The organism is Streptomyces liliifuscus (genome assembly GCF_016598615.1).
Classification (GTDB): Bacteria; Actinomycetota; Actinomycetes; order Streptomycetales; family Streptomycetaceae; genus Streptomyces; species Streptomyces liliifuscus.
Genome location: NZ_CP066831.1, coordinates 175,193 through 199,960, shown reverse-complemented (window position 1 = coordinate 199,960; position 24,768 = coordinate 175,193). Strand labels below are relative to the sequence as shown.

Genomic DNA, 24,768 nt, shown 5'->3' with positions numbered 1-24,768 from the left:
GTGCGGCGGGATGCCACCTCAGGCCCACGACACCCCGGGCGGAAGCGGACGCTCCTGGCGGCGGAACTCTTCGAGCGTCTCCAGGAACCGCTCCGTCACGGTCGGGAGCGTTCGGCGGGCACGCAGCGCGATGTCCAGACGCCGGTCCACCACGGGGTCCACCAGAGGTCGGCAGACGACGGGCCCGGTGCCCATCAGCGGGAGCACGAGGGCGGGCATCGCCGACACCCCGAGGCCGGCGGTCACCAGTCCGCCCAAGGTCGCGATACTGCCCGCCTCGGCCGCCGGCAGCGCGTGCGCGTCGATCTGGGCGAACGCCGCGTCGGTGAGTCGGCGCACGCTCGAGTCGCGCCCGACGGCCAGGAACGGCTGACGCGCCAGATCGTCCCAGGTGATCTCGTGGCGGGCGGCGAGCGGATGGCATTCCGGCAGCACCGCGACGAAGCGGTCCCTGACCAGGGGGCGGTGCTCCAACTGCTCCGGTGGGCTGCCGACGGTGGTGATCGCGAAGTCGGCGTCGCCGGACAGGACCCGGTCCAGTACCGACCGCTCCAGGCCGTCGAGGAGTCGTACCGCCACCTGCGGCCGTCGCTCGCGGAACTCGGAGATCACCTGTGGCAGGAGCACCGCCGCGACGGAGGGAAGAGTGGCCACGGCGACCGTTCCCGAGTCGCCGAGCAGGTATCGCCTGAGCTCCTTCATGCCCGCCCGGTGAGCGTTCACTATCTGCTCGGCGACGCGCAGGGCCTCGACGCCCGCCGCGGTCAACTGCACGTTGCGGGTGTCCCGTTCCAGGAGCTGGACGCCGAGTTGTCGCTCCAGATCCGCGACCGCGCGGCTGAGCGAGGACTGGGACACGTGCATCTCCGCGGCGGCCGCGGTGAAGCTCGCGGCCCGCGCGACGGCCGTGTACGCCGCCAGTTGACGCAAGGTGGTGGCTTCCATGGCCGACGAGCATAGGGCGCCCCGCTCGGATTGATGCGCTTAACGCATGGACAGATCTCCGTTTGATGCTGGACAGCGATCCGTCGGTGCTCCGAAACTCTCGCGTAACACCTCGGCCTGTCTCCCCGCCCAGCCCCGCACACCGCAGCCGAGGGCCGTCCCCGAGAAAGCGAGCGCCGCCATGCTGGCAGCCCTGGGCTTCGCCACGATCGCCGTCCTTCTGCTGGTCACCATGACCAAACGCGCCTCGGTACTGGTCGCTCTGATCCTGCTTCCGGTGCTGGCGGCGCTCATCGGCGGATTCGCGGGCGATCTGGGCGAGTTGATTCTCGGCGGGCTGTCCAAGGTGGCGCCCACCGGCATCATGATCGCCTTCGCCGTCCTGTACTTCAGCCTGATGGTGGACGCCGGGCTCTTCGACCCCCTGATCCGCGGTCTGTTGCGCGTGGCGCGTGGCGACCCGTTGCGGATCACGGTCGCCACCGCGGTCCTCACGCTGTGCGTGGCCCTGGACGGAGACGGCGCCTCCACCTTCCTCATCACCGTCTCCGCGCTGCTGCCGGTCTACCAGCGGCTCGGTATGAACCCCCTCGTGCTGTCCGGAGTGGTCTGCCTGGGCGCGGGCGTGATGAACATGGTCCCCTGGGGTGGCCCGACGGTACGCGCCATGGCGGCTCTGAAACTGGACAGTTCCGAGGTCTTCACCCCCGTACTGCCCGCGATGGGCGTCGGCGTCGCCTGGGTGCTGGTGGCCTCGTATCTGCTCGGCCGCCGGGAACGCAATCGTCTTGGCGCGCTGTCCGCGCAGGGTCCGGATCCGGACGCGGGCAAGGGTGAGCAGGACGACCGTGAACCCGCCGTCGCCGCGACGACGGTCACGGTGGCCACCGAACCCGAGCCGAGTCGGCACACCACTCCGGCGACGGCCGACGGGGAGCATCAGGCCGTCCGGGCGCCCGGGGACGGGCCCGGCGCCGTCCGGGTCCCGCCGTTGCCGCGGACCTGGCTGAACGTCTTCAATCTCCTGCTCACCGTCACCCTCGTGGTCTGCCTGATCCAGGAAGTGATGCCGCTTCCGGTGCTGTTCGTCCTCGGGTTCGCGATCGCGGCGCTGGTCAACCACCCCAGCTGGGAACAGCAGCAGGCGCTGCTCGACAGGCACGCCAAGAACGTGGTCCTGGTCACCACGATGATCTTCGCGGCCGGTGTCCTCACCGGGATCCTCAGTGGCACCAGGATGCTCGACGAGATGGCCGAGGCGCTCGTCTCCGTCGTCCCCGACTCCTTCGGCTCGCACATGCCCGTCGCGGTGGCGGTCAGCGGTATGCCGCTGAGTCTGGTCTTCACCCCGGACGCCTACTACTTCGGCGTACTGCCCGTACTCGCCGAGACCGCGCAGGGCTTCGGCACGGACCCGGCGGAGGTCGCCCGGGCCGCCATTCTCGGCCAGATGACCACGGGGTTCCCGCTCAGTCCGCTCACCGCCTCCACGTTCATCCTGGTGGGCATGAGTGGTGTGTCGCTCGGCGAACACCAGCGCTTCATCTTCCGCTGGGCCTTCGCCACCACCCTGGTCATGACCGCCGCCGCCCTGCTGACCGGCGCGTTCTCACTGTGACCCGCGACCCGCGACCCGCGACCGGCGACCCGCGACCCGGGCCCGAGCGCATGCCCCGCCGGTCGTGGACTCCCAGCCGCCACCGCACCTGCCGCTCGGACCTCCGACGCGCCGCCTGCTTCCGGGAGTACGGAGCGGGGCGACGACCTCCACACGCACCAAGTACCCGATCCGCGCGACCCAGTTCCCCACAGGACCGAGACGAGGACGCACATGAGACGGATCACCAGACGTACGGCGCTCGCGGTCACCGCAGGCGCGGTCGCGGCTCCGGCGGTCACCACGGCAACCGCCACGGCCGCCGACACCACCACAGGGACATCGGGGGGACGACAGTCGACCGGGGGGCGCAATCCGGTCCTGCGAACGGACCTCGTCACGCGGGTGACGCCGAGGAACAACTGGCTGGTGACAGCCGTCGCCCTCCAGTACGCGCATCGCATCGACCTGCGCGGCGGGGCGATCTTGCCCTCGGCCTTCCAGGTGAAGGCCACCGTGGGCGGGCAGACGGCGGCTCGCACGGTGACCCGGGTCTACTCCAGCACCACCGCCGAAGTGGACGACCGGTCCCGCCCCGGACGGCCGGGGGACAGACTGATCATCGAACTCGACCCGAACGACTCCAACGCGCGGGCCGCGGGCACCGACCCCCTTCCGCTGGACCGCGCGTACTCCGTCAGACAGGTGGCGGACGTGCACACCCCGGAAGGCGAATTAGTGCTCAGGGCCGGTCCGTTCGCGGTCCGGAACGACAACGTCACCACTCCCGTGGTCGACGACTTCGCCGCCGGTTCCTTCACCGACTCCACGGGCTTCGAGCTGGACTTCCGGCTGTACCGGCCCGAGGGATACGTACGGAACCCGGGGACGCGCACGCGCTACCCACTCGTCGTCACCCTGCACGGCGGTGGTGAGGTCGCGGACAACAACATGACCCAGCTGACCTCCAACCGGATCGCCGTCACGTTCGCCAAACCGGAACGACAGCGCCGCGACCCCGCCTTCGTGCTCTCTCCGCAGATCCCCCTGCCCCGTCCCATGGACGGACCCGACGGCACGGACTGGACCGACGCCAAGGTCCAGGCCGCTCTGATCGAACTCATCGACACCTTCGTGAGCGAGCACTCCCGCAACGTGGACACGGCCCGGCTCTATCTCGTCGGCCTGTCCTCGGGCGGGCGCGGTATCTACAGCCTGCTGGCGAAGCGCCCCGACGTGTTCGCGGCCGCCCTGCCCACGGCCGGCTGGGGCGACGCGGCCACCATGGACAGGATCACGCACATCCCGATCTGGGCCGACCACTCCATCGACGACCCGGTCGTGCCCTACCGGGAGGGCCGGTTCGGCAAGCCCGGCACCTGGACACTGATGAACGCGCTGGAGACCGCCGGTGCCCGGGTCAGCCGTGGGGAGTGGGCGAACGACCTGCCGAAGGCGCAGTTCGAGGCCAGGTCCCGGGAGCTCCTACGGCAGGCCGGGGCCACGCGCAGCCACGTACTGTTCACCAGCTACACGCCCGGCACGACACCGGTGAACCCACACCTCGCATGGGCCCAGACGTATGAGAACGACGTGGTCATCGACTGGCTCTTCGCACAGTCCCGGTAGTCGCCGCACGCGGCACCCCCTTCCTTGTCCTTCCGCACTGTGAGAGATCACCTGCCGGCGATCCGGCGGCTCTCACAGCACAGGCGCACCACGCTGTCCGGTTACCGCGCTCTCACCGCAATCCGGAGGTAAAGCAATGCGTCCATCCAGTAGTTCCCTTCACACGGCCGTGCCGTTACGGCCCCGTTCCCGTGCCATGACGGCACTGATCGCCCTGGCGACCACCCTCGGCCTGGCGCTGGCCCTGCTGACGGCCGCAGCCCCGCCGGCGGCCGCCGCGGACCTGCTGTCCCAGGGCAGACCCGCGACCTCCTCGTCCACCGAGAACACGTCAACTCCCGCGTCGGCGGCCGTGGACGGCAACACCGGGACGCGCTGGGGGAGCACGTTCAGTGACCCGCAGTGGCTGAGCGTCGATCTGGGCGCCACAGCCACCATCAGCCAGGTAGTGCTGCGCTGGGAGGCCGCGTACGCCCGCGCGTTCCAGATCCAGACCTCCACCAACGGCACCGCCTGGACCACCATCCACTCGACCATGACCGGCACTGGCGGCGTGCAGACCCTCGACGTGAACGGCAACGGCCGGTACGTCCGCATGCTGGGCACCCAGCGCGGCACCACCTACGGCTACTCGCTGTTCGAGTTCCAGGTGTACGGCTCCGGGGGCGGAACTCCTCCGGGCAACGGCATCCCGGACCCGACGGCGACTTCCCTGGAGACCGCCAACGGGCCGCTGACCACCGCCAGTTACACCGTTCCGAACCCGAGCGGATACGGCTCAGGCACGGTCACGTACCCCACGAGCAGTGGCTCGTACCCGAGTGTCGTACTGATGCCCGGCTATCAGGGCACACAGCAGAACCTGCAGTGGCTCGCACCCCGCCTCGCGTCCTGGGGCTTCGTTGTCGTCAACGTCGGAACGAACACGCTCACCGACGATCCCGAATCGCGCGGCCGGCAGATCTCCGCCGCCGGCACCCAGCTGATCGCGCTCGGCAACGCGGCCGGCAACCCGCTGTCCGGGAAGGTCAACGGCACGCTCGGCGCGGTCGGTCACTCGATGGGCGGCGGTGGTGTCATGGCGGCCCTCCGGGACGACTCGCGGTTCCGGGCGGGTGTGCCCACGGCGCCGTACCACCCGAACGCGAACTTCTCCTCGGTCACCGAGCCCACGTTCTTCCTGACCTGTCAGAGCGACTCCGTCGCCCACGGCAACACCTACGCGGTGCCCTGGTACAACTCCATGTCCCAGGCGGAGAAGCTCTACATCGAGGTTCCGGGCGACCACCTGTGCCCGATGACGGGCTCCGGCAACAAGGCCAAGCAGGGCAAGTGGATCGTGTCGTTCCTCAGTCTCTGGCTGCGTGCCGACACCCGCTTCGGCCCGTTCCTGTGCGGTCCCGTACGTGACCCCGACAAGAACAACACATCCCTGGTCACGCGCTGGATGGACACCTGCGCCTTCTGACCGGCGCATCGCGCTGCCGGTCCCGCCCACCGCATGACGGTCGGCGGGACCGTTCCGCGACGCACGCGTGCGTCGCGTGATCAGTGCCGGGCGAACTGAACCCCGGTCGGTTGCGCGACGTTCGGCCGCAGCGCGACCCCGTTGAGTGTCAGTTGTTCTCCGTAGATGTCCGTGACTCTGATCGAGCCTCCGCACCCGCCGCCGTCGGCGGAGATGAAGTAGTTGTATTCGGTGCGGGGCAACTGCCGCCAGCCGCCGCCGGCCCGGACCTCCAAGCGCGCGAGCGGGTTGCGGTGGCCGATCGCCTGGATGCCGCACCAATGAGGGCTTGACCCGGTCTTGTATCTGATGGAGATCGTCTCGGTCGTGCTGGGACTCAGCAGCTGCCAGGTGATCGGTATCCGGCCGACCTTGAGGTCGGCGAGCTTGGCGAAGGCCTGTTGGCTGAGGTCGAGTTGCCCGGGTGCGCAGGGCAGTGGGCATTCGTTGGTGATCCGTACGGTGATCGACTTGCCGTTGGCCGCGCGGACGAGCACGTGCGCGCCGCACGCCCTGGACGTCTCGTAGTCGGTGGTGTTCATCGCCGCGATCATGAGGTCATCGCTCGGGCCGAACAGGCAGGCGCCGTTTCCGTCGGCGGCCTCGTAGGCGGTGGCGACCCCCGTGTAGGTGTTGTTGGGCCGAATCCGCCCTGCGGACACTGGCGTGGTGGACGTGCTGCGCGGGGGCTTCGAAGTGGCCGTGGCCGAAGGGCGTGCTGCACCGGTCTTCGCACTGGCCGACGGCTTCGGCTTGGGCTTCGGCTTGCCGGTCGCGGAAGGGCTCGCCGACGTGCTCGGGGTGCCCGTCGTGGTCGTGGTTCTCACCTGGTTGGTGGCGACGGGAGTGGCCGCGGCATGCCCTGCCTCCGCCTCGCGGCCGGGGAGCGAACCCAGGACCACGTAGGCGAGAACACCCACGGTGGTCACCGCCAGGGTGGCGCTCAGCACAAGTCTGCGTCTCTGCCTGCGCTGACGCGCGGCCTGCCTTGCTGTCTTCATACCTGTCCGTTCGCAAGATCGAGCTGATGGTGCACTGATCAGTGACCGCACAGAGCGAAAAGGTTGCCTTCGATTTCTCGCCGGGGCGTACGGAGTTCCGCGATGGGTGTATCCGCACGATTTGCCAGGGTCGTACCTGGTGTGGCGTCCGGCGGTGCGGGTCCCACTCTCGGATGGGCGGAGTCCCCCCGGCCGCCGGGAGGTGTCCCGCCCCTCGGCGGAGTGAATGGCGCAAGGCGCTGTTCCCGGTGAAGGGCTACCTCTCCACTCTGCGTGTGCACCGACGCCGCGGAGCTGTTCCACGGAATCTACGCCGACGGCGTCGCAGCGCTGCTGAAGGCCGTAAGCGCCTGAAGTGACCGTCACTCGGCATCCGTTGGCAACGGGACGTCGAAAGCGTTGAGTATCACGGAGATGCTGGAGTACTGCGCGATCAGGAAGACGAGTTCCGCCGTACCCTGCTCGCCGAAAGACTCGACCGCACAGCGGTAGAGCGCTCCTGGAAGCGGCGCGCCCGCGTAGAGACATGCCGCCACATCGTGAGCGACCAGCTCCTCCGACGTCAGGCCCGAGGGCCGCTGTCCGGCGGCCAGACCTGCGACGACGCTCTCGGACAGGCCGACCGCCAACGCGACCCTGCTGTGCGAATAGAGTTCGTAGGCCGCGCCGTACCGTGATCCGATGGTGAGGATTGCTACTTCGCGCACGCGCGTCGCGAGCACGCTGCCGCTCGTGACGGTCGTGAACCACTCCAGCAGGGGCCGGGCAAGGGCGGGAAAGCGCAGCATCACGGGGAACGGACCGATCAGCGCGCCGTTCTCGTCCGTCGAGGTGAAGGGTGTCTGTAGCCCGTCCATCATCCGCCGAACATGCTCGTCGAGCACGCGCTGCTCGTCCGACAGGGCACTTGGCTCGATCGCGGGCATCCTCATGGTTTCCTCCTGCGCGTGACGGGCGCCTGTGACGGGCCGCCGCGACGGTCGGCGGGGAGCTTGAAGACGCCGAGAGTCGTGCGGACGTCGGACAGTTGGCTGCGGTCGGGGTTCCCGAGGAAGTGGCCGCCTCGCGGTCTCTCGAAGCTAGGGCGCTACCGAGGTGGACCTGTCGACCACCATCCATCGGCGTGATTTCGTAAACTACACTGGCTAGTGTGGTTTTAGGAATGGTGAGTGCGCCGCGCCTCACGGCGTGCCCGAGCAGGGGTGGGCGGCGTCGTAGTTCTCCCGGCGGACGGCCGCGGTGAGCCGTACTTGAAACTCAGTAGGCGGATTGTCGTAGCACCGATGACGACTCGGCATGGTGCTTGTCGACAGGCTGATGGGGTTCCCGAGACGAGATACGGAGACTCCTTCGATGGCGACTTTCCTGTACCAACTGGGCCAACGGGCCTTCCGACGGCGTCGGTGGGTGGCCCTGCTGTGGGTGGCTGTGCTGGCAGTCGTCGGCATCGGTGCCCTCAGCGCTGCGGAAGCCCCTGACGATTCGTCGTCGATGCCGGGGATCGAGTCCCAGAAGGCGTTCGACCTCATCAACGAGCAGTTCCCCGGCAGTGAGGCGAACGGCGCGAGCGCCCGGATCGTCTTCGTCGCACCGGACGGCCAGAAGATCACCGCGGCCGGCCACCGATCAGCCGTCGACCGGTTCCTCACCGAGGCGGCCGACGGACCACAGGTCGCCGACGTGTCGAGCCCGTTCGACGGGCCGGGGCTGAGCAAGGACAAGACCACGGCCTACGCCACGGTCACGTACAAGACCAAGGACGACGAAGTCACCGATGCCAGCAAGAAGGAACTGGAGGGGGCAATCGAGGAGGTCCGCGACACGGGCCTGACCGTCGAGGTCGGCGGAAGCGCCCTGGCCACCGAGGCTCCCGCCGGAATGGGCGAGATCGTCGGCGTCCTTGTCGCGGCGGTCGTACTGCTGATCACCTTCGGCTCCCTGGCCGCGGCAGGGCTTCCGCTGATCACCGCCGTCATCGGCGTCAGCATCAGCCTGGCCGGGATCACCGCTCTCGCCAACGCCTTCGGACTGTCCTCGACCAGTGGCGAGTTGGCCATGATGCTCGGTCTCGCGGTCGGCATCGACTATTCGCTGTTCGTGGTCTCCCGCTACCGGGAGGAACGGGCGAAGGGGCGTGCTCCGGAGGAGGCCGTCGGTCTGGCCCTGGGCACGGCTGGTTCCGCGGTCGTCTTCGCCGGTCTCACGGTCGTCATCGCGCTCGCCGGCCTCTCGGTGGTCGGCGTACCGATGCTGACGAAGATGGGCCTGTCCGCCGCGGGAACGGTCGTCATCGGCGTACTGATCGCGCTCACCCTGGTTCCCGCACTGCTCGGCTTCTGGCCGAACGCCGTCCTCGCCCGCCAGAGCCGTAGTGGCCAGAACCGTATCGGCCGGGCCCGCACGTCCGAGCGCGGCTCGCGAATCCCCAGGATCAGGATCCGCCGTCGCGGGCGGCAGCTCCGCGGGAGTCAGGAACCCGGCGACAGCCAGGCAACCCGCAAGAACCGGGAGCCCCGCAAGGCTGAGGAAGCCGGAAGCTGGAGCGTCCGCTGGGCGAGCTTCGTCCTGCGACGGCCCGTAGCGGTGCTCCTCTTCACCGTCGTCGGCCTGGGCGCGCTCGCCGTGCCTGCCCTGGATCTGCGGCTGGGCATGCCGGGTGACGAGGCCAAGCCCACCTCGACCACGGAACGCCGCGCCTACGACGCCCTCGCGGAAGGTTTCGGCCCCGGCTTCAACGGTCCGCTGACGATCGTCGTGGACGCGCGGGACGCCGACGACCCGAAGGCCGCGGTGGAGACGGTCGCCGAGCGGATCGGCGCCACCAAGGGCGTCGTATCGGTCTCCCCGGCCCAGTTCAACGAGGCCAAGGACACCGCGGTGCTGTCCGCCACACCCTCCACCGCTCCCACCAGCGAGCGGACCAAGAAACTCGTCCACACCATCCGCGACGAGCGCTCGGCGACGGAGACCGGGACCGGTGCCACCTTCGAGGTCACCGGCACCACAGCGCTGAACATCGACATCGCCAAGAAGATGCAGGACGCGCTGATCCCCTACCTCGTGGTCGTCGTGGGCCTGGCCTTCCTCCTGCTGCTGGTGGTCTTCCGCTCCGTACTGGTGCCCCTCAAGGCGGCGCTCGGTTTCCTCCTGTCGGTTCTCGCGTCCTTCGGTGCCGTGGTCACGGTCTTCCAGAACGGCCACGGGGCCAGTCTCCTCGGAGTCGATCAGACCGGGCCCATCATGAGCCTGATGCCGATCTTCCTGGTGGGCATCGTCTTCGGACTCGCCATGGACTACCAGGTGTTCCTGGTGTCCCGGATGCGCGAGGCATACGTCCACGGGGAAGAGGCCGGTCAGGCGGTCGTCTCCGGCTTCCGCCACAGCGGCCGGATCGTGGTGGCGGCCGCGCTGATCATGATGGCCGTGTTCTCGGGCTTCATGACGGCCGCCGACTCCATGGTCAAGATGGTCGGCTTCGGCCTCGCCACCGCCGTCCTGTTCGACGCGATCGTCGTCCGGATGGTCCTGGTTCCCGCTGTGCTCGCGCTGCTGGGCAAACGGGCCTGGTGGCTGCCCGGCTGGCTGGACCGACTGCTGCCGCGGGTGGACATCGAGGGCGAAGCCCTCAGCCGCCGGGCCGCTGAACTCCCTGCCCCGACCGGCGAATCACACCATGACATGGCGCGCGTCTGACCGACACGCCGGGGGAGGGGCCCCATGCCCGGCATGGGCCCCTCCCCGCTCCACAACCACTCCGGGCCAGGCCGGCCGAACGAACAACCCGTCGGCAGGTCGGGACCGGATCCACCTCAGCGGAGAACCTCATGCTCGCGACTTGGCGGCGGTACGCCGGCCGACACCCCCGGCTCGTCGAGGCGGGGTTCCTGCTGCTGGTGTACGCGGCCACCGGCAACCAGTACAACGAAGGGGGACCAGGCCGGTGGCCCGGGCTTCTCCTCGCCACTGCCGCGTGTATTTCGCTGCTGGGGCGGCGCAGCCATCCAGGCGCGGTCGTCGCCGTCACCTCGGTCTGCGCCGCGATCTCCGGCAGCATCGGCCATCTGATCAGCCCCCTCCTGCTGCTCCCCGTGATCGTGGCGCTCTACGAACTCACCCTGCGCGTCCCGCAGAAGACCGCGCACGGCTACGGCATCGCCGTGATCGCGCTGATCGTCCTGACGGCCCTTCTCTCCGACGACAACAATCAGCCCTGGGGACTCAAGACGGTCAGTCCCGCCTTCTGGATCATGCTCCCGGTCGTGCAGGGCTCGGCGGTCAGGGCCCGGCGGGCCTACTTGGAAGCCGTTCACACACGAGCCGAGCACGCCGAACGTACGCGGGAGGAGGAGGCACGCCACCGTGTCGCCGAGGAACGGATCCGTATCGCCCGCGAACTGCACGACGTCGTCGCCCATCACATGGCCCTGGCCAATGCGCAGGCCGCCACCGCGGCACACCTCGCCCGAACCCGACCTGAACAGGCGCAGACGATTCTTGCCGAGCTGGGCACCACGACCTCATCGGCGCTGCGCGAACTCCAGGCCACCGTCGGCCTGTTGCGCCAGTCCGACGACGCCGAGGACCTTCTGGAGCCGAGTCCCGGTCTTGGACGTCTACCCGAGTTGGCATCCGCGTTCGGTGCCGCAGGACTCACCGTCCTCGTCATGGTGGACGGCGAGACACGGCCCTTGTCACCGGGAGTGGACCTGACCGCGTTCCGGATCGCGCAGGAGGCGCTGACCAACGTTGCCAAGCACGCCGGTGCGAGCACGGCCCGAGTCGAACTCGCCTACACCGTCGACCGTCTGACCCTCACCGTCAGCGACGACGGCGGAACCGTCCCGCGCGCGCCTGCCCCCAGCGGCGGCTTCGGCCTCATCGGAATGCGGGAACGCGCCCAGTCCGCCGGCGGGCGTCTCCAGGCAGGACACCGACCTGAAGGCGGCTTCGCCGTCACCGCCCAACTGCCCATTCACGCCTGACTCCGGAAAGACCCTGATGACCATCCGCGTACTGCTCGCCGACGACCAGGCCCTCCTGCGGGCGACATTCCGAATCCTGATCGACTCGTGCGACGACCTGGAGGTGGTGGCGGAGGCAGCCGACGGCGCCGAAGCCGTGGACCTGACACGCGTCCATCACCCCGACGTCGTTCTCATGGACATCCGGATGCCCGGCACCGACGGCCTCGCCGCGACTTCTGCCATCTGCGCCGACACGGACCTGCAGAGCACTCGCGTCCTCATCCTCACCACGTTCCAGAGCGATGAGCATGTGGCCCGGGCCCTGCGCGTCGGCGCCAGCGGCTTCCTCGGCAAGAACGTCACCGCTGATGAACTCCTCGGCGGAATTCGCACCGTGGCCTCCGGAGACGCACTTCTGTCCCCCGCAGCCACACGCTCCCTCATCGCACGCTTTCTCGCCACGCCCGACCACAGCGGCGGTCCGACCCCGCGGGTTCTGGAGAACCTCACCCCTCGCGAGCGCGAGATGGTGGTTCTCGTGGCGGACGGGAAATCCGACGACGAGATCGCCGAGGAGGCGTGCCTCAGCCCATTGACAGTCCGAACGCATGTTCAGCGGGCCAAGACGAAGATGGAGGCACGCAGCCGCGCCCAGTTGGTTGCCATCGCCTACCAGGTGGGCCTGGCGCGACCTCTTCCGTGAGGCGTTTCGACTGACCGGGCTGGTTGAACCGAGTGTCTGCTCGGCGAGAAGCCCGCAGCACACCGGGGCCGGAATACAGTTCCAGGAGATCACCATCTGCCTGGGAGCGTTCATGTCCGGTAGCCTCCGGAAGAGACCCGCCGAAGCCTTCGAGGCCATCGAGCCTCCGGGCAACGCCGAACTGATCGCCGCCGTGGTGGCGCTGACGGCCCTGGTGGAGGCCCTCGGCATCCTGTCCCGCTCCGAGGTGTGGCTCCTCGGACTTCTGGTGTTCCTGCCCGGGACGGCATCGGCGCTGTGCACCGTCCGGCAGACCGGGTTCGTCGCCGCGTGGACCACACTCGTCGTCACCACGACCGCGGTGCTGCGGGACGTCGACGAGAGCCGCTGGCTCGACCGCCTCCTGCTGGTCCTGTTCACCCTCGTCCTGGCCACGACCTCGGTCTACGCCTGCAGCAGGCGGATCAGGAGGGAACACGAGATGCTCCGGCTGCGCTCCACAGCCGCCGCTATGCAGCGCCACATCCTGCACCCTCTGCCCCTGGTCACCGGAGACGTTCTGGTCAACGGGGTCTACGAACCCCTCCATGAGGACAGACTCGTCGGCGGCGACATCTACGACGTGGTCGCATCGCCGTGGGGGACGCGCGTGCTGATCGGGGACGTGCAGGGCAAGGGACTGGCCGCGGTGGGTACCGCGTTCGCCACCATCGGAGCCTTCCGCGAGGCCGCCCACCGCGAGCCGACTCTCACGGCGCTCGTCGACGCGCTGGACGCCGCTGTCGTACGCCACAATTCCTACGCCGAACACACCGGCGACGACGAACGCTTCGTCACCGCCTTGATCATCGGTATCGAGACGGGCATCGAGGACGCGCAGGCCATCAACTGCGGGCACATCTCGCCCTACGTCATGCACGAGGGCACCATCACCAGCCCCTCGCTGGACTCCGGCGTCCCGCTCGGTCTCGCCGAACTCGCCTCCGAACCCACGACGGTCGGCTGGTTCCGCTTTCCCCACGGCGCGACGCTGTTGCTGAGCACGGACGGCCTCACCGAAACCCGCGCGCCCGACGGCACGTTCTACCCGGTCGACGAGCGTCTGGAGAAGCTCGACCTCTCGCCGACCGACCTGCCTCAGGCCCTGTTCGAGGACAGCCTCGCCTTCGCCGGCCAAGGCGGCCGGCACGACGATGTCGCGGTCCTGACCGTCCGTTGGTCACCGTCGCACTGAACTTCCACCGTCACCGAGGGCGCTGAAGGTTTGGCAGGAGCCAGGAGCCAGGAGCCAGGAGCCAGGAGCCAGGAGCCCGGTGGCACGGTGACCGTCACGGCTCGGACGGAATGCCGATCGCATCGGCCCACGCGTGAATCAACTCGTCGTGGCCGGTGAAGTGCTGGCGCCGGACGACTCCGGAAGGGTCGACATGGCGTGGCTCGGAGACTCCGAACTGCTGCAGCAGGTCGACGAGGAACGGCCGCGCGGCAGCGGCGAGCCGGGGCGACAGGCACGTGGTCAGGTCCACGGCGGAACGAGCGGAGCTAACACTGGTGTACTGGCGCTTTCCTGCCGGACCGTACACGCCACCGGCATGGTTCCACACCTGTATCGGCACCGTGGGGCTGGGGTCGACGGGGCAGATGACAGTGACTTGCACGGCGGCTTCGCCCAGGGTCGAGACGTGACCGGCGAAGGCCGCGTTGAGACGCAGCATGGCGATGGTGATCCAGGCGACAGCTCCCTCGCCCAGTGCCCAGACGGGTTCGCCGGCCGGGGGGCTGTTCTGCAGTGTTCCCACCTGCAGCCCACCGAGTGCTGACCCGTCCGAATGGAACTCGTAGTAGTACGAGTTCGCCGTACGGCCCGGTTGCCGCGGTGGCGCGAAGCTCAGCCTGTCCGTGCGGACGTCTGGGTGCTCGCCTCCGAGAGGGATCGGCGCGGGCCAGTCAGCAACCTGCCGACCGACCCATCGCTGGACGTCTTTGCCGCTCGCTGCGTTGAACTCGGCCGACGCAGGGTGGGCCGGCGACGTGCTCACCACGAGCCACGACGAGGTGGTACTGAGCTGTGCGGTCGCGTCGGTGACAAGTTTCCCGAGGTGCTCATGCCGTTCGATCAAGCTCGTACTCCGCGTTCAAGGGATGTGCGCGTGCCGGGACTGGGGCGGAGGCAACAGGTCGGTCGGGCTTCGACCATGCGCAAGCCGCAAGCCGCAAGCCGCAAGCCGCAAGCCGCAAGCCGCAAGCCGCAAGCCGCAAGCCGCAAGCCGCAAGCCGCAAGCCGGACCGGTCTGTTGAGACGTCGTCAGAACAGCTTGCGCGCCTCGGAGTCGGCGAGCAGTTCCGGGTCGGGAACCCGGGACTTGCTGGCGACGTTGGCGAGCATCTGATGAGCCATGTGGAAGCCGAAGTCCTCGGCCACCGTCTTCTTCCAGTGCCGCGACACGATGTTGTGGGTGGCCCACCGCGTGTAGCGCGGCCGCTTCATGATGAACCGTGCGAGTTCCCAGGACCGATCGAGGAGCTCCTCGCGGGGGAGTACGTCGCTGACGATCCCCCACTCGAGGGCCTTGTCCGCCGGGATCGACTTGGCCGCATAGATGTAGTACGCGGCCCGCTTGGGACCCATCAGGGCTTGAAGCGCCATGTACTGACCGTCCCCGGGAGGGGAACCGAGCCAGAAGTGCGGGTCCATGAAGTCGGCGTCCGGCGCCGCGAGTGTCACGTCGCTCATCATGGCGAACTCGGTGTGCACGCCGGGGCCGTTGACGGCCGCGATGGTCGGAATGTCGATGTTGTTGGCGAAACTCTCGATGAGCTTCCAGCCGTCCGTCATCCGCTGGTAGATGTGGTCGGGATCCAGCTCGGAGGCAGGTTTGGGGTTGAGCCCCTTGGGGTTTCCGGTCATCCACCTGTCACCGGTGCCGGTGACGATCAGGACCTGGTTCTCGGGGTCGTTGCCTATCTCCTGCCACACGCGCGTCCAGACATTGTGTGCGGCGTGGGTGTGGGCGTACGGGCCGTCGTCCGTGTGCAGGCGGACCTCGATGATGCCGTCCTCGCGGCGCATCCGGAAGAAGTCCGCATACCTGGCCGAGTACTCCTCGAAGTCGGGCGGAGCGAGGTAGCCGTCCCAGTGATCGGCCGGATGGAAAGCCATGTCAGTACCTCCACGTAGTGGGCGGCCGCCATCGATGCTTCGAGGCTCGGGCGACGCCAGGGTGGACCGGCCGACCACACGCGTCGGCCCCGCATCACAAAGTACACTCGCGAGTGTGATTTTAGGAGTCGACTGTACGCTGAGCTCATGTCGAGGGCAATCGCGGCGGTTCAGACTCCCGGGCGCCGGCGGCGTTCCGAAGGCAAGAGGGCGGCTATCCTGGAAGCCGCGGAGGCGCTGTTTCTCGCGGAGGGCTATGAGCGGGCGAGCGTCGATGCCATCGCAGGTCGGGCACAGGTCTCGAAGCGGACCGTCTACGACCACTTCGGGGACAAGGGAACGGTCTTTCTGCGGGTGATCGAGCGTGCCCACAACGCGGTGGTCGACACCATTCGCTCCGCGATCGACGAGGAGCTGGCTCGGGGTCGTGACCTGCGCGAAGCGTTGACGGCGTTCGGGCAACGAGTGGTCACGCAGACCTTTCCGTCGTCCGACTACGTGACCTTCCGGCGACTGACCTCGCAGCGATGGGCGATACCGCAGCTGGCCGAGGCCACGCGCGACCGCCCCGAACGGATGCTGGAGGAGCGGTTCGCCGTGCTGGTCGCCGACGGCGAGATCCGCGCCGAGGATCCCGGCCTGGCGGCGCGCCACTTCACGGCCCTCACCATCAGTCTCGCGCTGGAGACACTCAATGCTCGAGGGGACGCCGAGGCGGGAGAACCGGAGATCCTGGCGATCATCGCCGACGGTGTCGATGTGTTCCTGCGGGCTTACCGGTAGCCAACCCCTCCGGCGCGACAATCGGCGCCGAATCATTTCCTCGACCGGCGCGCTACCGGCGTCCGTGGCGCTCGTGGGCGAGTGGCCACCGATGCCAGGAGCGCCCGCATCGCGTCAACCGTCGCGAGGCCTAGGGCCCCTAGTATCCCGGCGTGACCGACTTTCATGGTGCCGGGGCCAGTGCGGCAGCGGCAGGACGGCCGACACCGTCTTCCCGCTCGGGCGGATGCCGCCGTTAGTGGCGCCGGGTGCGCGCCCCGGCATCGGCACTGCGCGCGCGACTTCGTCGCGTGCTCGGCCGCGCCGGGGCGCGCACCGCTCGCCGCCGCACCTAGGCCCTGTTTTTTGAACGGGTCAGGTCACGGAGCCAGCTCCGGATCGAGGCCACCTGCACGGTCACGTCGAAGGTCGCGGCCCGCTTGTCATAGCGGGTCGCGACCATCCGGTTCTGCTTGAGCAGGTTGATCGCCCGCTCCACCGTGTTGCGGTCGCCGTAGGCCACCTGACCGATCAGAAGTACTGGAAGAACCAGCCTTCGGGCTCGTGAATGCACGGTGTGGTGCGGTATCCGAGGCTGTCCATATACCGCCGGGTAACGCTACACACGTCCCAAGAGGCGAAGGGCCCGGCCCACGCTTGGATGTGTACGGTGCCGTCCTGCTCGGTTCCCCGGTGCTCACTGGCAAAAGCTGATGCCGGAGAGAGTGCGCCACCCCCCAGCGCGAGACCAACGGCGAGCACGACGGTGGAAATTGCCACGGTAGGGCGTCGCAAGTTCCGCCGGTAGGGCCGAAGCCGTGTCGTAACGGTAGCCATGGCGCCTCCTTAGAGCTCATAACACGATCTTGCTGCAACGTCCTGGTTGGCCGTGACCGGTGTGAGGATTCGGCCGTTCGCGATGGTGTGAGTACTCGGCCGTGGATCGTGGACGACGACTTGTGGGCGCTGATGGAGCCGTTGCTGCCGCCCTGGCCGGAGAAAGCTCCCGGTCCGCGGCCAGTTCCGGACCGACTGTGCCTGCAGGGCATCCTGTACGTGCTGCGCAACGACATCGCCTGGCAACTGCTGCCGCTGGAGCTGGGGTTCGGATCGGGTCAGACCTGCTGGCGGCGTCTGGACCGGTGGCAGAGGGCCGGGGTCTTCGACCAACTCCACCGGGTCCTGCTCGCGAAGTTGAACGCGGCCGGTGAACTCGACTGGTCACGGGCGTGCGTGGATGGTTCCCATGTCCGGGCGAAAAAGGGGGTGCCGACACCGGTCGACCGGCGGAAAACCGGCAGCAAGCACCACTTGATCTGCGACGGACGCGGCACCCCGTTCAAGGTCATTACGACTGCGGCCAACGTCAACGACGTCACCCAGACCCTCGCCCTGGTTGACGGCATCCCGCCCGTTGCGGGCCGCCCCGGCCGGCCCCGTCGCAGGCCCGACGCCCTGCTCGGTGACAAGGGCTACGACTCCAATGTCCACCGCGACGAGCTGCGACAACGGCGGATCCTGCCTGTCATCTCACGTAAGGGATCACCGAACATCAAGGGCATGGGCAAGCTCCGCTACGTCGTGGAGCAGACTTTCGCCCTGCTCCATCAGTTCAGGCGTCTCGCCGTCCGCTGGGAACGCCGAACCGAACTCCACGAAGCCTTCGTTTCCCTGGCCTGCAGCCTCATCTGCTGGAGACGCCTCAAGAAAGCCCACTCCTGATCGCGCCCCAAGTGATCTCGGTCAGCCCAGCACCTCGAAGGGCCCCGGGCTACTGGTGCGGTGCGTGCCTCGCTCCGGTCGGCTCTGCCGTGCCTGTCTCGGCTGCGGTGAGGATGAGCCGTCCCTCGACTCGTGCTTCGACGACCTTGACCAGCAGCGTGCTCGCGTCGTCAAAGCGCAAGGTGAAGTGCGGTTCGAGCCGCATCAGGAAGTCGAAGCTCTCCCTGTCCTCCGCGGTCAGGGGAGATTCGAGGGTCGCCTCGGACGTCCAGTTGTCTCCGGCGGCACGGATCACGACCTGCACACGGAGCCTGCTCAGACACGTCGAGCGATTGGCCCACCACTCAAGCGTCGCGGTGCCCTCGTAGCTGTCCATGGTCCAAGTATCGCGAGCGGGCAGGCAGTCATGTGCCAGCGATGCAGAATCTGAGGTCACAAGATCGTGTTAGGAGCTCTAAGGGAGGCCATATCCTTCTTGTCTTCTTGTACACGGTTTTCCTTCCGTTGTCGGATGTTCACGGCGGCCGTGCGGGGAAGCTGAGGTTGTTTCAGTGGTGGGGCTCCAGCAGGTCGGGGAGTCCACCATCAGGTTCATGGCTCCTCCCTCTGCCGGACCGGATGCCCGCGGCGCGCTGGTGACCAGCCCCACACCGTACGGCTCATGCGCCGACCTGGTCGGCCGGCTCAATCCGCGATCCGGCGGATCGAGCCAGCGCCCTGACCGGGTGCTGCGTGGGGATCGCGGGTCAGGCCCGGATCCAGAGGGAGCTGGTCCGGTCGTTCATCCAATCGCCGACATAAGGCACGTTGGGCCCGTCGCCCGTCCCGTCGTACCAGTACTGCGAGTCGCCGTCCCGGTTGTAAGCGTCGTAGATGGTCACCTCACGGCAGTAGCTGTACGTGTAGAAGCCGGAGATCTCGTTGTCCCAGATGAGGTTCGGCCGCAGGCGGTAGCCGGATGAGTCGCAGCGCTGGTCCGCGTCCGACACGACGATGCGCGTGACGTCCCCCGGGTTGTTGTAGGCGTTCCAGAACCACTCCATGAGCAGAATGTCGGGTGCAGCCGCCGCCCTGAAGGCCGACGAGGTCGGGTCGTTGCTGCACGTCTGGGACTTCACCGGCGAGAAGCCCCCGTGGACCGACTTGCCGACCTCGACAACGCAGTACTTCCCGTCGTGCGCACCGTCCGCCGTGGCGGCGCCGGTCGAGACACCTGTGATGAGCAGGACCGAGGCGATCATCGCCAGCGGCCGGCGGGCCCGCTCGGCACCCTTGCGAGCATTCATGGCTTCCCTCCGTGAGGTCTGACGTGAAGGATGAAGCGACCCCGCTCTCGCGGGGTCGCGTCCGGCGCACCCACATTGGACATGCTGTCCGCTCCAGGTGTAGTGGCCCAGGCGTTGTTTGCCTTCGAGGGCCTGTGTCGAACAAACAATCTCTGAAATGCGGCGATCTGCACCGGTGATGACGGGAGTTCGAAAAGCACGCTCAGGCCTGCGGTTTAGTGTCCGACCTAAGAGCTCGTAACACGATCTTGAGTGTTGGGTGGGTGTCAGGAGCTGGTCCCGTGCGCCTTGCTCTCGGGTGCGGGCGGCGTGTTTCGTTGCCTTTGCCGAGTCAGTGACGATGGACGAGCCGACAGACGCAGCTCACCGCTGGGCATGTAGTCGAGTACGACGGCATCGAGCGGGCTTCCGATCGCTGGGAAGTCCTCTGGGCCCGGGTGTTCCAGGCTGTCGGTGAGGTTCACGAAGTCGATGAATGCCCGGGCCTCGGTGGCAGGTGCGATCAACTCGACTTCCACGCCGAAGCGTCCACGATGTCCCGATACTCGGCAGCGGACCATTTGGAACGGACGGAGTCTACTGTCGGGCCAATGCAGAGGGTTGTCAGTCACAGCTGGCCAGCGTAGGACCGCACAGCTGAACGCGCACGTTGCCGGCTGAGCCTTCTCCAGCAGATCAGTCCGCAGGCGAGGGAGACCAGGGCGTCGTGCAGGTCGAGCCGTCGTTCCCACCGGACTGCGAGGCGCTTGAACTGGTGCAGCAGGGCGAAGGTCTGCTCGACGACGTAGCGGAGCTTGCCCATGCCTTTGATGTTCGCGATGCCCTTGCGGGAGATGACCGGCATGATCTTGCGGCGCCGTAGCTCCTGGCGCACGGCTTTCGAGTCGTATGCCTTGTCGCCCAGCAGGGAGTCGGGGCGACGACGCGGATGTCCCACCCGCCCGGCGATGGACGGGACGCCGTCGACCAGGGCGAGGGCCTGGGTGATGTCGTTGACGTTCGCCGCGGTGGTGATGACGTGCAGCGGTGTGCCGCGGCCATCGCAGATCAGGTGGTGTTTGCTGCCTGTCTTCCGCCGGTCGACCGGCGACGGACCGGTCGCGGCTCCCCTTTTTTCGCGCGGATGTGGGAGCCGTCCACACACACGCGCGACCAGTCGAGCTCGCCGGCCGCGTTCAATTCGGAGAGCAACAGGCGGTGCAGCCGGTCGAAGACGTCGGCCCGCTGCCACCGCTCCAGGCGCCGCCAGCAGGTCTGCCCGGAGCCGAACCCCAGCTCCAGCGGCAAGAGTTGCCAAGGGATGTCCTGATGCAGAACGAACAGGATGCCCTGCAGACACCGCCGATCGTCCACCGGCTTCGGGCCTGGCGACCGCTGTGGCCAGGGCGGCAACAGCGGCTCGATTAGCGCCCACAAGTCGTCATCCACGATCCACGGCCGAGTCGTCACGGACCACAAACGGCCCGATCGTCACACAAGTCACGCCCTACCAGGACCGTTCAACAAGATCCTGTTACGAGCTCTTACGAAGAATTTGATGAATTCGTCAGGACCTGGCCCTCGGCCACCCACCACGTCACTTTCGAAAGGGACGAAGTCATCGGGCGATGGTAATTGATCTGCCATGTACATCCGGCGAACTGGGCGCTCCCGAGAGCTGGTTGTGCTGGGAGGGCTGGAACGGCCGGACCCCCCTACCCACCCGGTGGCGGATCGAATCTCCCGCCGAGGACTTTCGGCGTACGCCGAAACCGATTGTCGCCGGAACGCGGCCCAGGTGAGTCTTCTCGGCAAGGCCCGGCCCACCCGGCCGGAACACCACCGACAAAGACGGGGAACTCACCATGCGCACCTCGCGTTCACTGCGGTTGCTCGGCGCGGCGGCTGGCGGCCTGTCGCCCATCGCACCGGACGCGGCCCACCCGGCCGCCGTGGGCCACGGCACCGGCGACAATCCCGACGGGCGGACGTCCCGCGCTGCGCCGGTGTGCGGCGGCAACGTCCTCGACCGTACGAAGCGGTACTGAGCCATGTTCCGATGGAGCAGATGGCGTTCCGTAGCAGTGCTGTGTGCCGTGGTCATGGCCGTGATGACCGCCCTGCTCAGCCCTTCGGCCACCGCGGCAACGAACGCGGCGTCGTCCGCGCCACGTGACGCGGCCGGTGTCACCGTGCCGGCCGGTGTGACGGCGGGAGTCGCCGTCTTCGACCGGCAGACCGGCACCTTCACCGAGCAGCTGAACCCGAACATGCAGTTCCGGTCGGCCTCCGTGGTCAAACTGCTGATCGCGCTGGACTACCTCTGGAACCGCGGCCCGGACTACCAGATCCCGTCCGGTGACCAGGCCAAGTGGAACTCCATGCTGCGCAGCAGCGACGACGACGCGGCCAGCGAATTCTGGGTGCGCAACGGCGAGGGCTCGATCGTCACCCGGATGGCCCGTGAGCTGTCCCTCTCCAGCAACACGACCCCACCGCCGGCCAACCAGGACGGCATGTGGGGCTACACAGCCTTGACGGCCGCGGACACGGTGAAGATCTACCGTTACCTGCTGGACACGTCGCCCGCCCGCGTCCGCGAACTGATCATGGGCAATCTGAAGCAGTCCACACGCTGCTCCGCCACCGACCACTTCGACCAGCACTTCGGTATCGCGGGCGCCTTCAACAAGCCGTGGGCCGTGAAACAGGGCTGGTCGGGTTTCGGCGACATCGAGCAAGGTACGTGCCGCCCCGCCACGTCGGCCCTCAACAGCAAGGCAGCGTCCGTCGACCTGACGAAACCGGCGCTGCACACGACCGGGACGGTGGGTTCCGGTGACCGCTCCATCGTGGCCGTGTACACCCTGCACGACGTCGGCACCTCGTACGGCAAGGCGTACACCGACCTGGGCAGGCTGACCCGTTCGCTGAACGTTCCCGGTGGCGTACGACCGGCGGGCACGTGGTTCGGCACCTGGAGCTCCGGTGTCAACGTCCGCCCCGAGCCCAACACCACCCGCGACCCGCTCCTCCAGCTCCCCGCCGGGGTCGAGGTGCTGGTCGGCTGCCAGACGCGAGGGGAGACCGTCTCGGTCCCGCCCTACACCAACGAGTGGTGGGCCTACCTGCCTCAGTACGGGGGCTATGTCAGCAACATCTACATGAGCAGTCCGGACAACCAACTGCCCGGCGTCGCGCAGTGCTGAGCAGTGCATCACGGTGCTGCGAAGGGCCTGCGGGAAGAGCCGGGCAGGCACCCGGCACCTTTCGGTCGAACTCGAAAACCAATGAGAAAAGGACAGGTGGATGACCAGGACCAGGAAGTACCTCTCCCTCTGGATGGCAGCCCTCGCCCTGACGGCGGGCGGTGTGATCGCCGCCCCTTCGGCCAGTGCCGCTGCCAGCGCCGAGTGCGGAGTTCGGGCGAGCGACGGCCGGCTGTGGTGCGGGAACGGAGCCCCCGCCATTCTGCGCTCGGGCGCCTACCACGAAGCGAACATAACGGGGCAGCTCTATTCCACCTTCAGCTGGTTCGACTGCTGGACCTATGGTGGACTGCACGGCGGCGGCAACACCACCTGGTACCACACCAAGGGTGACTGGACCGCTCCTGGCTACGACGGGTGGGGCTACGTCCCGGCGGACTGGGTCAACACACCGTCCTCGTTCGACGCCGACCCGAGCGCGCGCGGTCTGCGGCACTGCTGAGAGCGGCACTGCCGAGCTCGCCGGACCACTCCTTGATGTCGTCGGTCTCGTCCACGAGACCGACGACATCGTCGTCGTGGCGTCCCATGTCGGCGACCCGTTCCCACGACGCGTTCCTGGCAGCCGCCGAGCCTCTCGTGCGTGCCTGACCGAACCGTACGTTCAGCGTTCGTGCCCTGCTCACCAGCGCGCACAGACGATTGTGTGCAGCGCCGGGCGCATGCTGCTGATTCAACGAGGGTACGCACCGTCGCGCTGCGTTGGAGCAATGGCTGCCCCGATCAGTGCTGATGCGGTTACCGCAGACGTCCGGATCGGTTGGCCGCGGCGCAAGAGCGGACTTGGCGTACGAGAAGCGCGAACGCCCGACGGCCAACACGGCGAGAACAGCCGTGGGCAGGATCGCGAGCCGCATATTTTCCCCTGTGGTTGCGGGCTTCGGAGGATCGAAGCCTTCGGTGCTCGGTCAATGACCGTAGGCGCGATCCCTGACTCCCTGGCACCACTACGTGCATCGTGGCTCCCCAGTTCGTGCACAATGCGGCAGTAGAATGCCCGTGCGAGCGGGGGCAGTTGGGGGTGCACCGGCATGGCGGACACCAAGGGTTTCCGTTTAAGTGGAACGGAGTCGTTCGAGGCAGCGGTCTCGTCCTTGTTCGGTTCGCTGCGGGTGACGGATCCTGGCCCACCGGCGTTCCAGGCCGTGGTCGACCACGTAGCCATCGGGTCGGCGATTGTGGCCCGCATCCAAGCCGCTGCCGCGACGGTGACACGGGACATCCAGTGCATCACTTCCACCGACGTGGAGTGGATGCACCTCACACTGCACCGCCGCGGCCCGGTCGCGGTGACCCAGGACAATCGGACCACCGCGCGGAAACCGGGTGAGCTGTTCGCCTGTGACAACACCCGGCCCTACCGGATCATCGGTGCCGAGCCCAGCGATATGACCGTGCTCTGTGTTCCCCGTGCGAGTCTCGGTAAGCGGGCGGACTGCATGGGCCGGCGTACGGCACTTCCCATATCCGCTCAGGACGGTATCGGCAGGCTTCTCGGCTGCGCCCTGTCCGGGATGGACGAGGACCTCCCCCGTCGGGGTGTGGCGCGCACGTATCTCCGGCGCGCACCAGCCCTGGCGACACGACCGTGGCAAGCCCATCCAACCGCATGTCGTGCGCTTTCGTGATGGCCCGCAATACCAGCGAGGAGTGGGGGAGGCCCTGCTGAGCCTCGTTGATCATCACGCATCGCTCACTCGATCGCACGAACTCAATGCACACCGCATCGCCGATCCGAGCCTTGCTCCCGAACCACTCGTCCTCCACGAACGGAGGGGTGCCTGGTGGTGTGCGCACCAGGAGGTTCGGCCGGAAGCGTCGCTCGTCGACGGGAACATCCGGTACCGCTGAACGCACCCAGTCAAGGGTGGCCGTGGTCAACACGCTGATGGGCAGCTGGTCGAAGTGAGAGATTGCCTTCTCGCGGGCTACCTCGACGTCCTCGCGACCGAGGTAGCGACGAAGGTAGGCACTCGGATCCGGGACCACCTCGCCTCGCGGGTCCAGCAGTTCAGGCTCACCAACGTCGTCCGCGTAGCGGGAACGCAGCTGCAGCAGGCCCGGCATTCTGCGGAAACGACGAGTGTTCTTCCCCGAGCCGAACTTGCCCTGAGCGTCGCGCACCGCGAAGAGACGGTCGCCGACAAACCCTCTCGGCTCTACCTCCGCCCGGTGGAGCAATTCGCCCCCTGTCGACTTGATCGGATACCGCCAGATCCGTTCGATCACGCCTGCCTCGATCAT

General features: G+C 67.7%; 22 protein-coding genes and 1 pseudogene. 13 read left to right on the top strand and 10 right to left on the bottom strand.

Annotated features, from left to right (window positions below):
* Positions 1-18: 18 nt before the first annotated feature.
* Positions 19-945 carry a LysR family transcriptional regulator gene (locus tag JEQ17_RS00850; protein ID WP_200393355.1) on the bottom strand — a complete coding sequence of 309 codons (927 nt, stop codon included), beginning with the start codon at positions 943-945 and terminating at the stop codon, positions 19-21.
* Positions 946-1,126: 181 nt separating this feature from the next.
* Here JEQ17_RS00850 and JEQ17_RS00845 point away from each other — a divergent pair, with 181 nt between their 5' ends.
* The 3 genes from JEQ17_RS00845 (at position 1,127) to JEQ17_RS00835 (ending at position 5,639) form a co-directional block, all read left to right on the top strand.
* Positions 1,127-2,563, top strand: coding sequence for a CitMHS family transporter (locus JEQ17_RS00845; RefSeq protein WP_200393354.1), 1,437 nt, complete (start codon positions 1,127-1,129; stop codon positions 2,561-2,563).
* Between the two features lie 213 nt (positions 2,564-2,776).
* Complete coding sequence (locus JEQ17_RS00840; protein WP_200393353.1) at positions 2,777-4,171, top strand: prolyl oligopeptidase family serine peptidase; 1,395 nt, start codon at positions 2,777-2,779, stop codon at positions 4,169-4,171.
* A 196-nt stretch (positions 4,172-4,367) separates the two neighbouring features.
* Entirely contained in the window at positions 4,368-5,639 is a 1,272-nt protein-coding gene (locus tag JEQ17_RS00835; RefSeq protein WP_200393352.1) for a poly(ethylene terephthalate) hydrolase family protein, read from the top strand.
* An 80-nt stretch (positions 5,640-5,719) separates the two neighbouring features.
* Here JEQ17_RS00835 and JEQ17_RS00830 read toward each other — a convergent pair whose 3' ends face one another.
* Positions 5,720-6,679 (bottom strand): expansin EXLX1 family cellulose-binding protein, encoded by a 960-nt coding sequence (locus JEQ17_RS00830; RefSeq protein ID WP_200393351.1) that lies wholly within the window; start codon positions 6,677-6,679, stop codon positions 5,720-5,722.
* Positions 6,680-7,041: 362 nt separating this feature from the next.
* Positions 7,042-7,605, bottom strand: a complete 564-nt coding sequence (locus tag JEQ17_RS00825; protein WP_200393350.1) for a carboxymuconolactone decarboxylase family protein — start codon at positions 7,603-7,605, stop codon at positions 7,042-7,044.
* Between the two features lie 427 nt (positions 7,606-8,032).
* On the opposite strand from JEQ17_RS00825, the gene JEQ17_RS00820 reads away from it, so the two are divergent.
* The 4 genes from JEQ17_RS00820 (at position 8,033) to JEQ17_RS00805 (ending at position 13,580) form a co-directional block, all read left to right on the top strand.
* Positions 8,033-10,372 (top strand): MMPL family transporter, encoded by a 2,340-nt coding sequence (locus JEQ17_RS00820; RefSeq protein WP_200393349.1) that lies wholly within the window; start codon positions 8,033-8,035, stop codon positions 10,370-10,372.
* Between the two features lie 131 nt (positions 10,373-10,503).
* Positions 10,504-11,661 (top strand): sensor histidine kinase, encoded by a 1,158-nt coding sequence (locus tag JEQ17_RS00815; RefSeq protein ID WP_200393348.1) that lies wholly within the window; start codon positions 10,504-10,506, stop codon positions 11,659-11,661.
* A 16-nt stretch (positions 11,662-11,677) separates the two neighbouring features.
* On the top strand, positions 11,678-12,346 hold the full coding sequence (locus JEQ17_RS00810; protein ID WP_200393347.1) for a response regulator transcription factor: 669 nt from the start codon (positions 11,678-11,680) through the stop codon (positions 12,344-12,346).
* Between the two features lie 112 nt (positions 12,347-12,458).
* Positions 12,459-13,580 carry a PP2C family protein-serine/threonine phosphatase gene (locus tag JEQ17_RS00805; RefSeq protein ID WP_200393346.1) on the top strand — a complete coding sequence of 374 codons (1,122 nt, stop codon included), beginning with the start codon at positions 12,459-12,461 and terminating at the stop codon, positions 13,578-13,580.
* Positions 13,581-13,674: 94 nt separating this feature from the next.
* Here the strand turns inward: JEQ17_RS00805 and JEQ17_RS00800 are convergent, their stop codons facing one another.
* Both JEQ17_RS00800 and JEQ17_RS00795 read right to left on the bottom strand, forming a co-directional pair.
* A complete protein-coding gene (locus JEQ17_RS00800) occupies positions 13,675-14,466 on the bottom strand; it encodes a hypothetical protein (RefSeq protein ID WP_200393345.1) in 792 nt (263 codons plus the stop codon).
* A gap of 185 nt (positions 14,467-14,651) precedes the next feature.
* Positions 14,652-15,506 carry an enoyl-CoA hydratase/isomerase family protein gene (locus JEQ17_RS00795; RefSeq protein ID WP_200393344.1) on the bottom strand — a complete coding sequence of 285 codons (855 nt, stop codon included), beginning with the start codon at positions 15,504-15,506 and terminating at the stop codon, positions 14,652-14,654.
* Between the two features lie 147 nt (positions 15,507-15,653).
* Between JEQ17_RS00795 and JEQ17_RS00790 the strand changes: the two genes are divergently transcribed.
* The gene (locus tag JEQ17_RS00790; RefSeq protein WP_200393343.1) at positions 15,654-16,289 is read left to right on the top strand and encodes a TetR/AcrR family transcriptional regulator; all 636 of its coding nucleotides are present in this window, start codon (positions 15,654-15,656) and stop codon (positions 16,287-16,289) included.
* Between the two features lie 331 nt (positions 16,290-16,620).
* Here JEQ17_RS00790 and JEQ17_RS00785 read toward each other — a convergent pair whose 3' ends face one another.
* The gene (locus JEQ17_RS00785) at positions 16,621-16,791 is read right to left on the bottom strand and encodes a transposase (protein WP_200393342.1); all 171 of its coding nucleotides are present in this window, start codon (positions 16,789-16,791) and stop codon (positions 16,621-16,623) included.
* 419 nt (positions 16,792-17,210) lie between these two features.
* On the opposite strand from JEQ17_RS00785, the gene JEQ17_RS00780 reads away from it, so the two are divergent.
* Positions 17,211-17,990: an IS5 family transposase gene (locus JEQ17_RS00780; RefSeq protein ID WP_407700135.1), complete on the top strand. Its 780-nt coding sequence runs from the start codon at positions 17,211-17,213 to the stop codon at positions 17,988-17,990.
* Between the two features lie 49 nt (positions 17,991-18,039).
* Here the strand turns inward: JEQ17_RS00780 and JEQ17_RS00775 are convergent, their stop codons facing one another.
* The 3 genes from JEQ17_RS00775 to JEQ17_RS00765 all read right to left on the bottom strand — a co-directional run bounded on the left by JEQ17_RS00775 (position 18,040) and on the right by JEQ17_RS00765 (position 20,707).
* Positions 18,040-18,366: a hypothetical protein gene (locus JEQ17_RS00775; RefSeq protein ID WP_200393340.1), complete on the bottom strand. Its 327-nt coding sequence runs from the start codon at positions 18,364-18,366 to the stop codon at positions 18,040-18,042.
* A gap of 370 nt (positions 18,367-18,736) precedes the next feature.
* The gene (locus JEQ17_RS00770) at positions 18,737-19,276 is read right to left on the bottom strand and encodes a hypothetical protein (RefSeq protein WP_200393339.1); all 540 of its coding nucleotides are present in this window, start codon (positions 19,274-19,276) and stop codon (positions 18,737-18,739) included.
* A 607-nt stretch (positions 19,277-19,883) separates the two neighbouring features.
* Positions 19,884-20,707, bottom strand: a protein-coding gene (locus JEQ17_RS00765; RefSeq protein WP_407700134.1) for an IS5 family transposase whose coding sequence is annotated in 2 segments (ribosomal slippage) — positions 19,884-20,405 and positions 20,408-20,707 — 822 coding nt in all. Because the reading frame shifts where the segments join, the coding sequence is not laid out codon by codon here.
* 413 nt (positions 20,708-21,120) lie between these two features.
* Between JEQ17_RS00765 and JEQ17_RS00760 the strand changes: the two genes are divergently transcribed.
* The 4 genes from JEQ17_RS00760 (at position 21,121) to JEQ17_RS00745 (ending at position 24,152) form a co-directional block, all read left to right on the top strand.
* Positions 21,121-21,303 carry a hypothetical protein gene (locus tag JEQ17_RS00760; RefSeq protein ID WP_200393338.1) on the top strand — a complete coding sequence of 61 codons (183 nt, stop codon included), beginning with the start codon at positions 21,121-21,123 and terminating at the stop codon, positions 21,301-21,303.
* Positions 21,304-21,357: 54 nt separating this feature from the next.
* Positions 21,358-22,464, top strand: coding sequence for a hypothetical protein (locus JEQ17_RS00755; protein WP_234047970.1), 1,107 nt, complete (start codon positions 21,358-21,360; stop codon positions 22,462-22,464).
* Between the two features lie 100 nt (positions 22,465-22,564).
* Positions 22,565-22,966 (top strand): hypothetical protein, encoded by a 402-nt coding sequence (locus JEQ17_RS00750; RefSeq protein WP_225890818.1) that lies wholly within the window; start codon positions 22,565-22,567, stop codon positions 22,964-22,966.
* A gap of 589 nt (positions 22,967-23,555) precedes the next feature.
* A complete protein-coding gene (locus JEQ17_RS00745; RefSeq protein ID WP_200393336.1) occupies positions 23,556-24,152 on the top strand; it encodes an AraC-like ligand-binding domain-containing protein in 597 nt (198 codons plus the stop codon).
* Here JEQ17_RS00745 and JEQ17_RS00740 read toward each other — a convergent pair.
* Positions 24,136-24,768, bottom strand: a pseudogene (locus JEQ17_RS00740) (MOSC domain-containing protein); the annotation flags it as partial. The gene JEQ17_RS00745 and the pseudogene JEQ17_RS00740 sit on opposite strands and share 17 nt — an antisense overlap.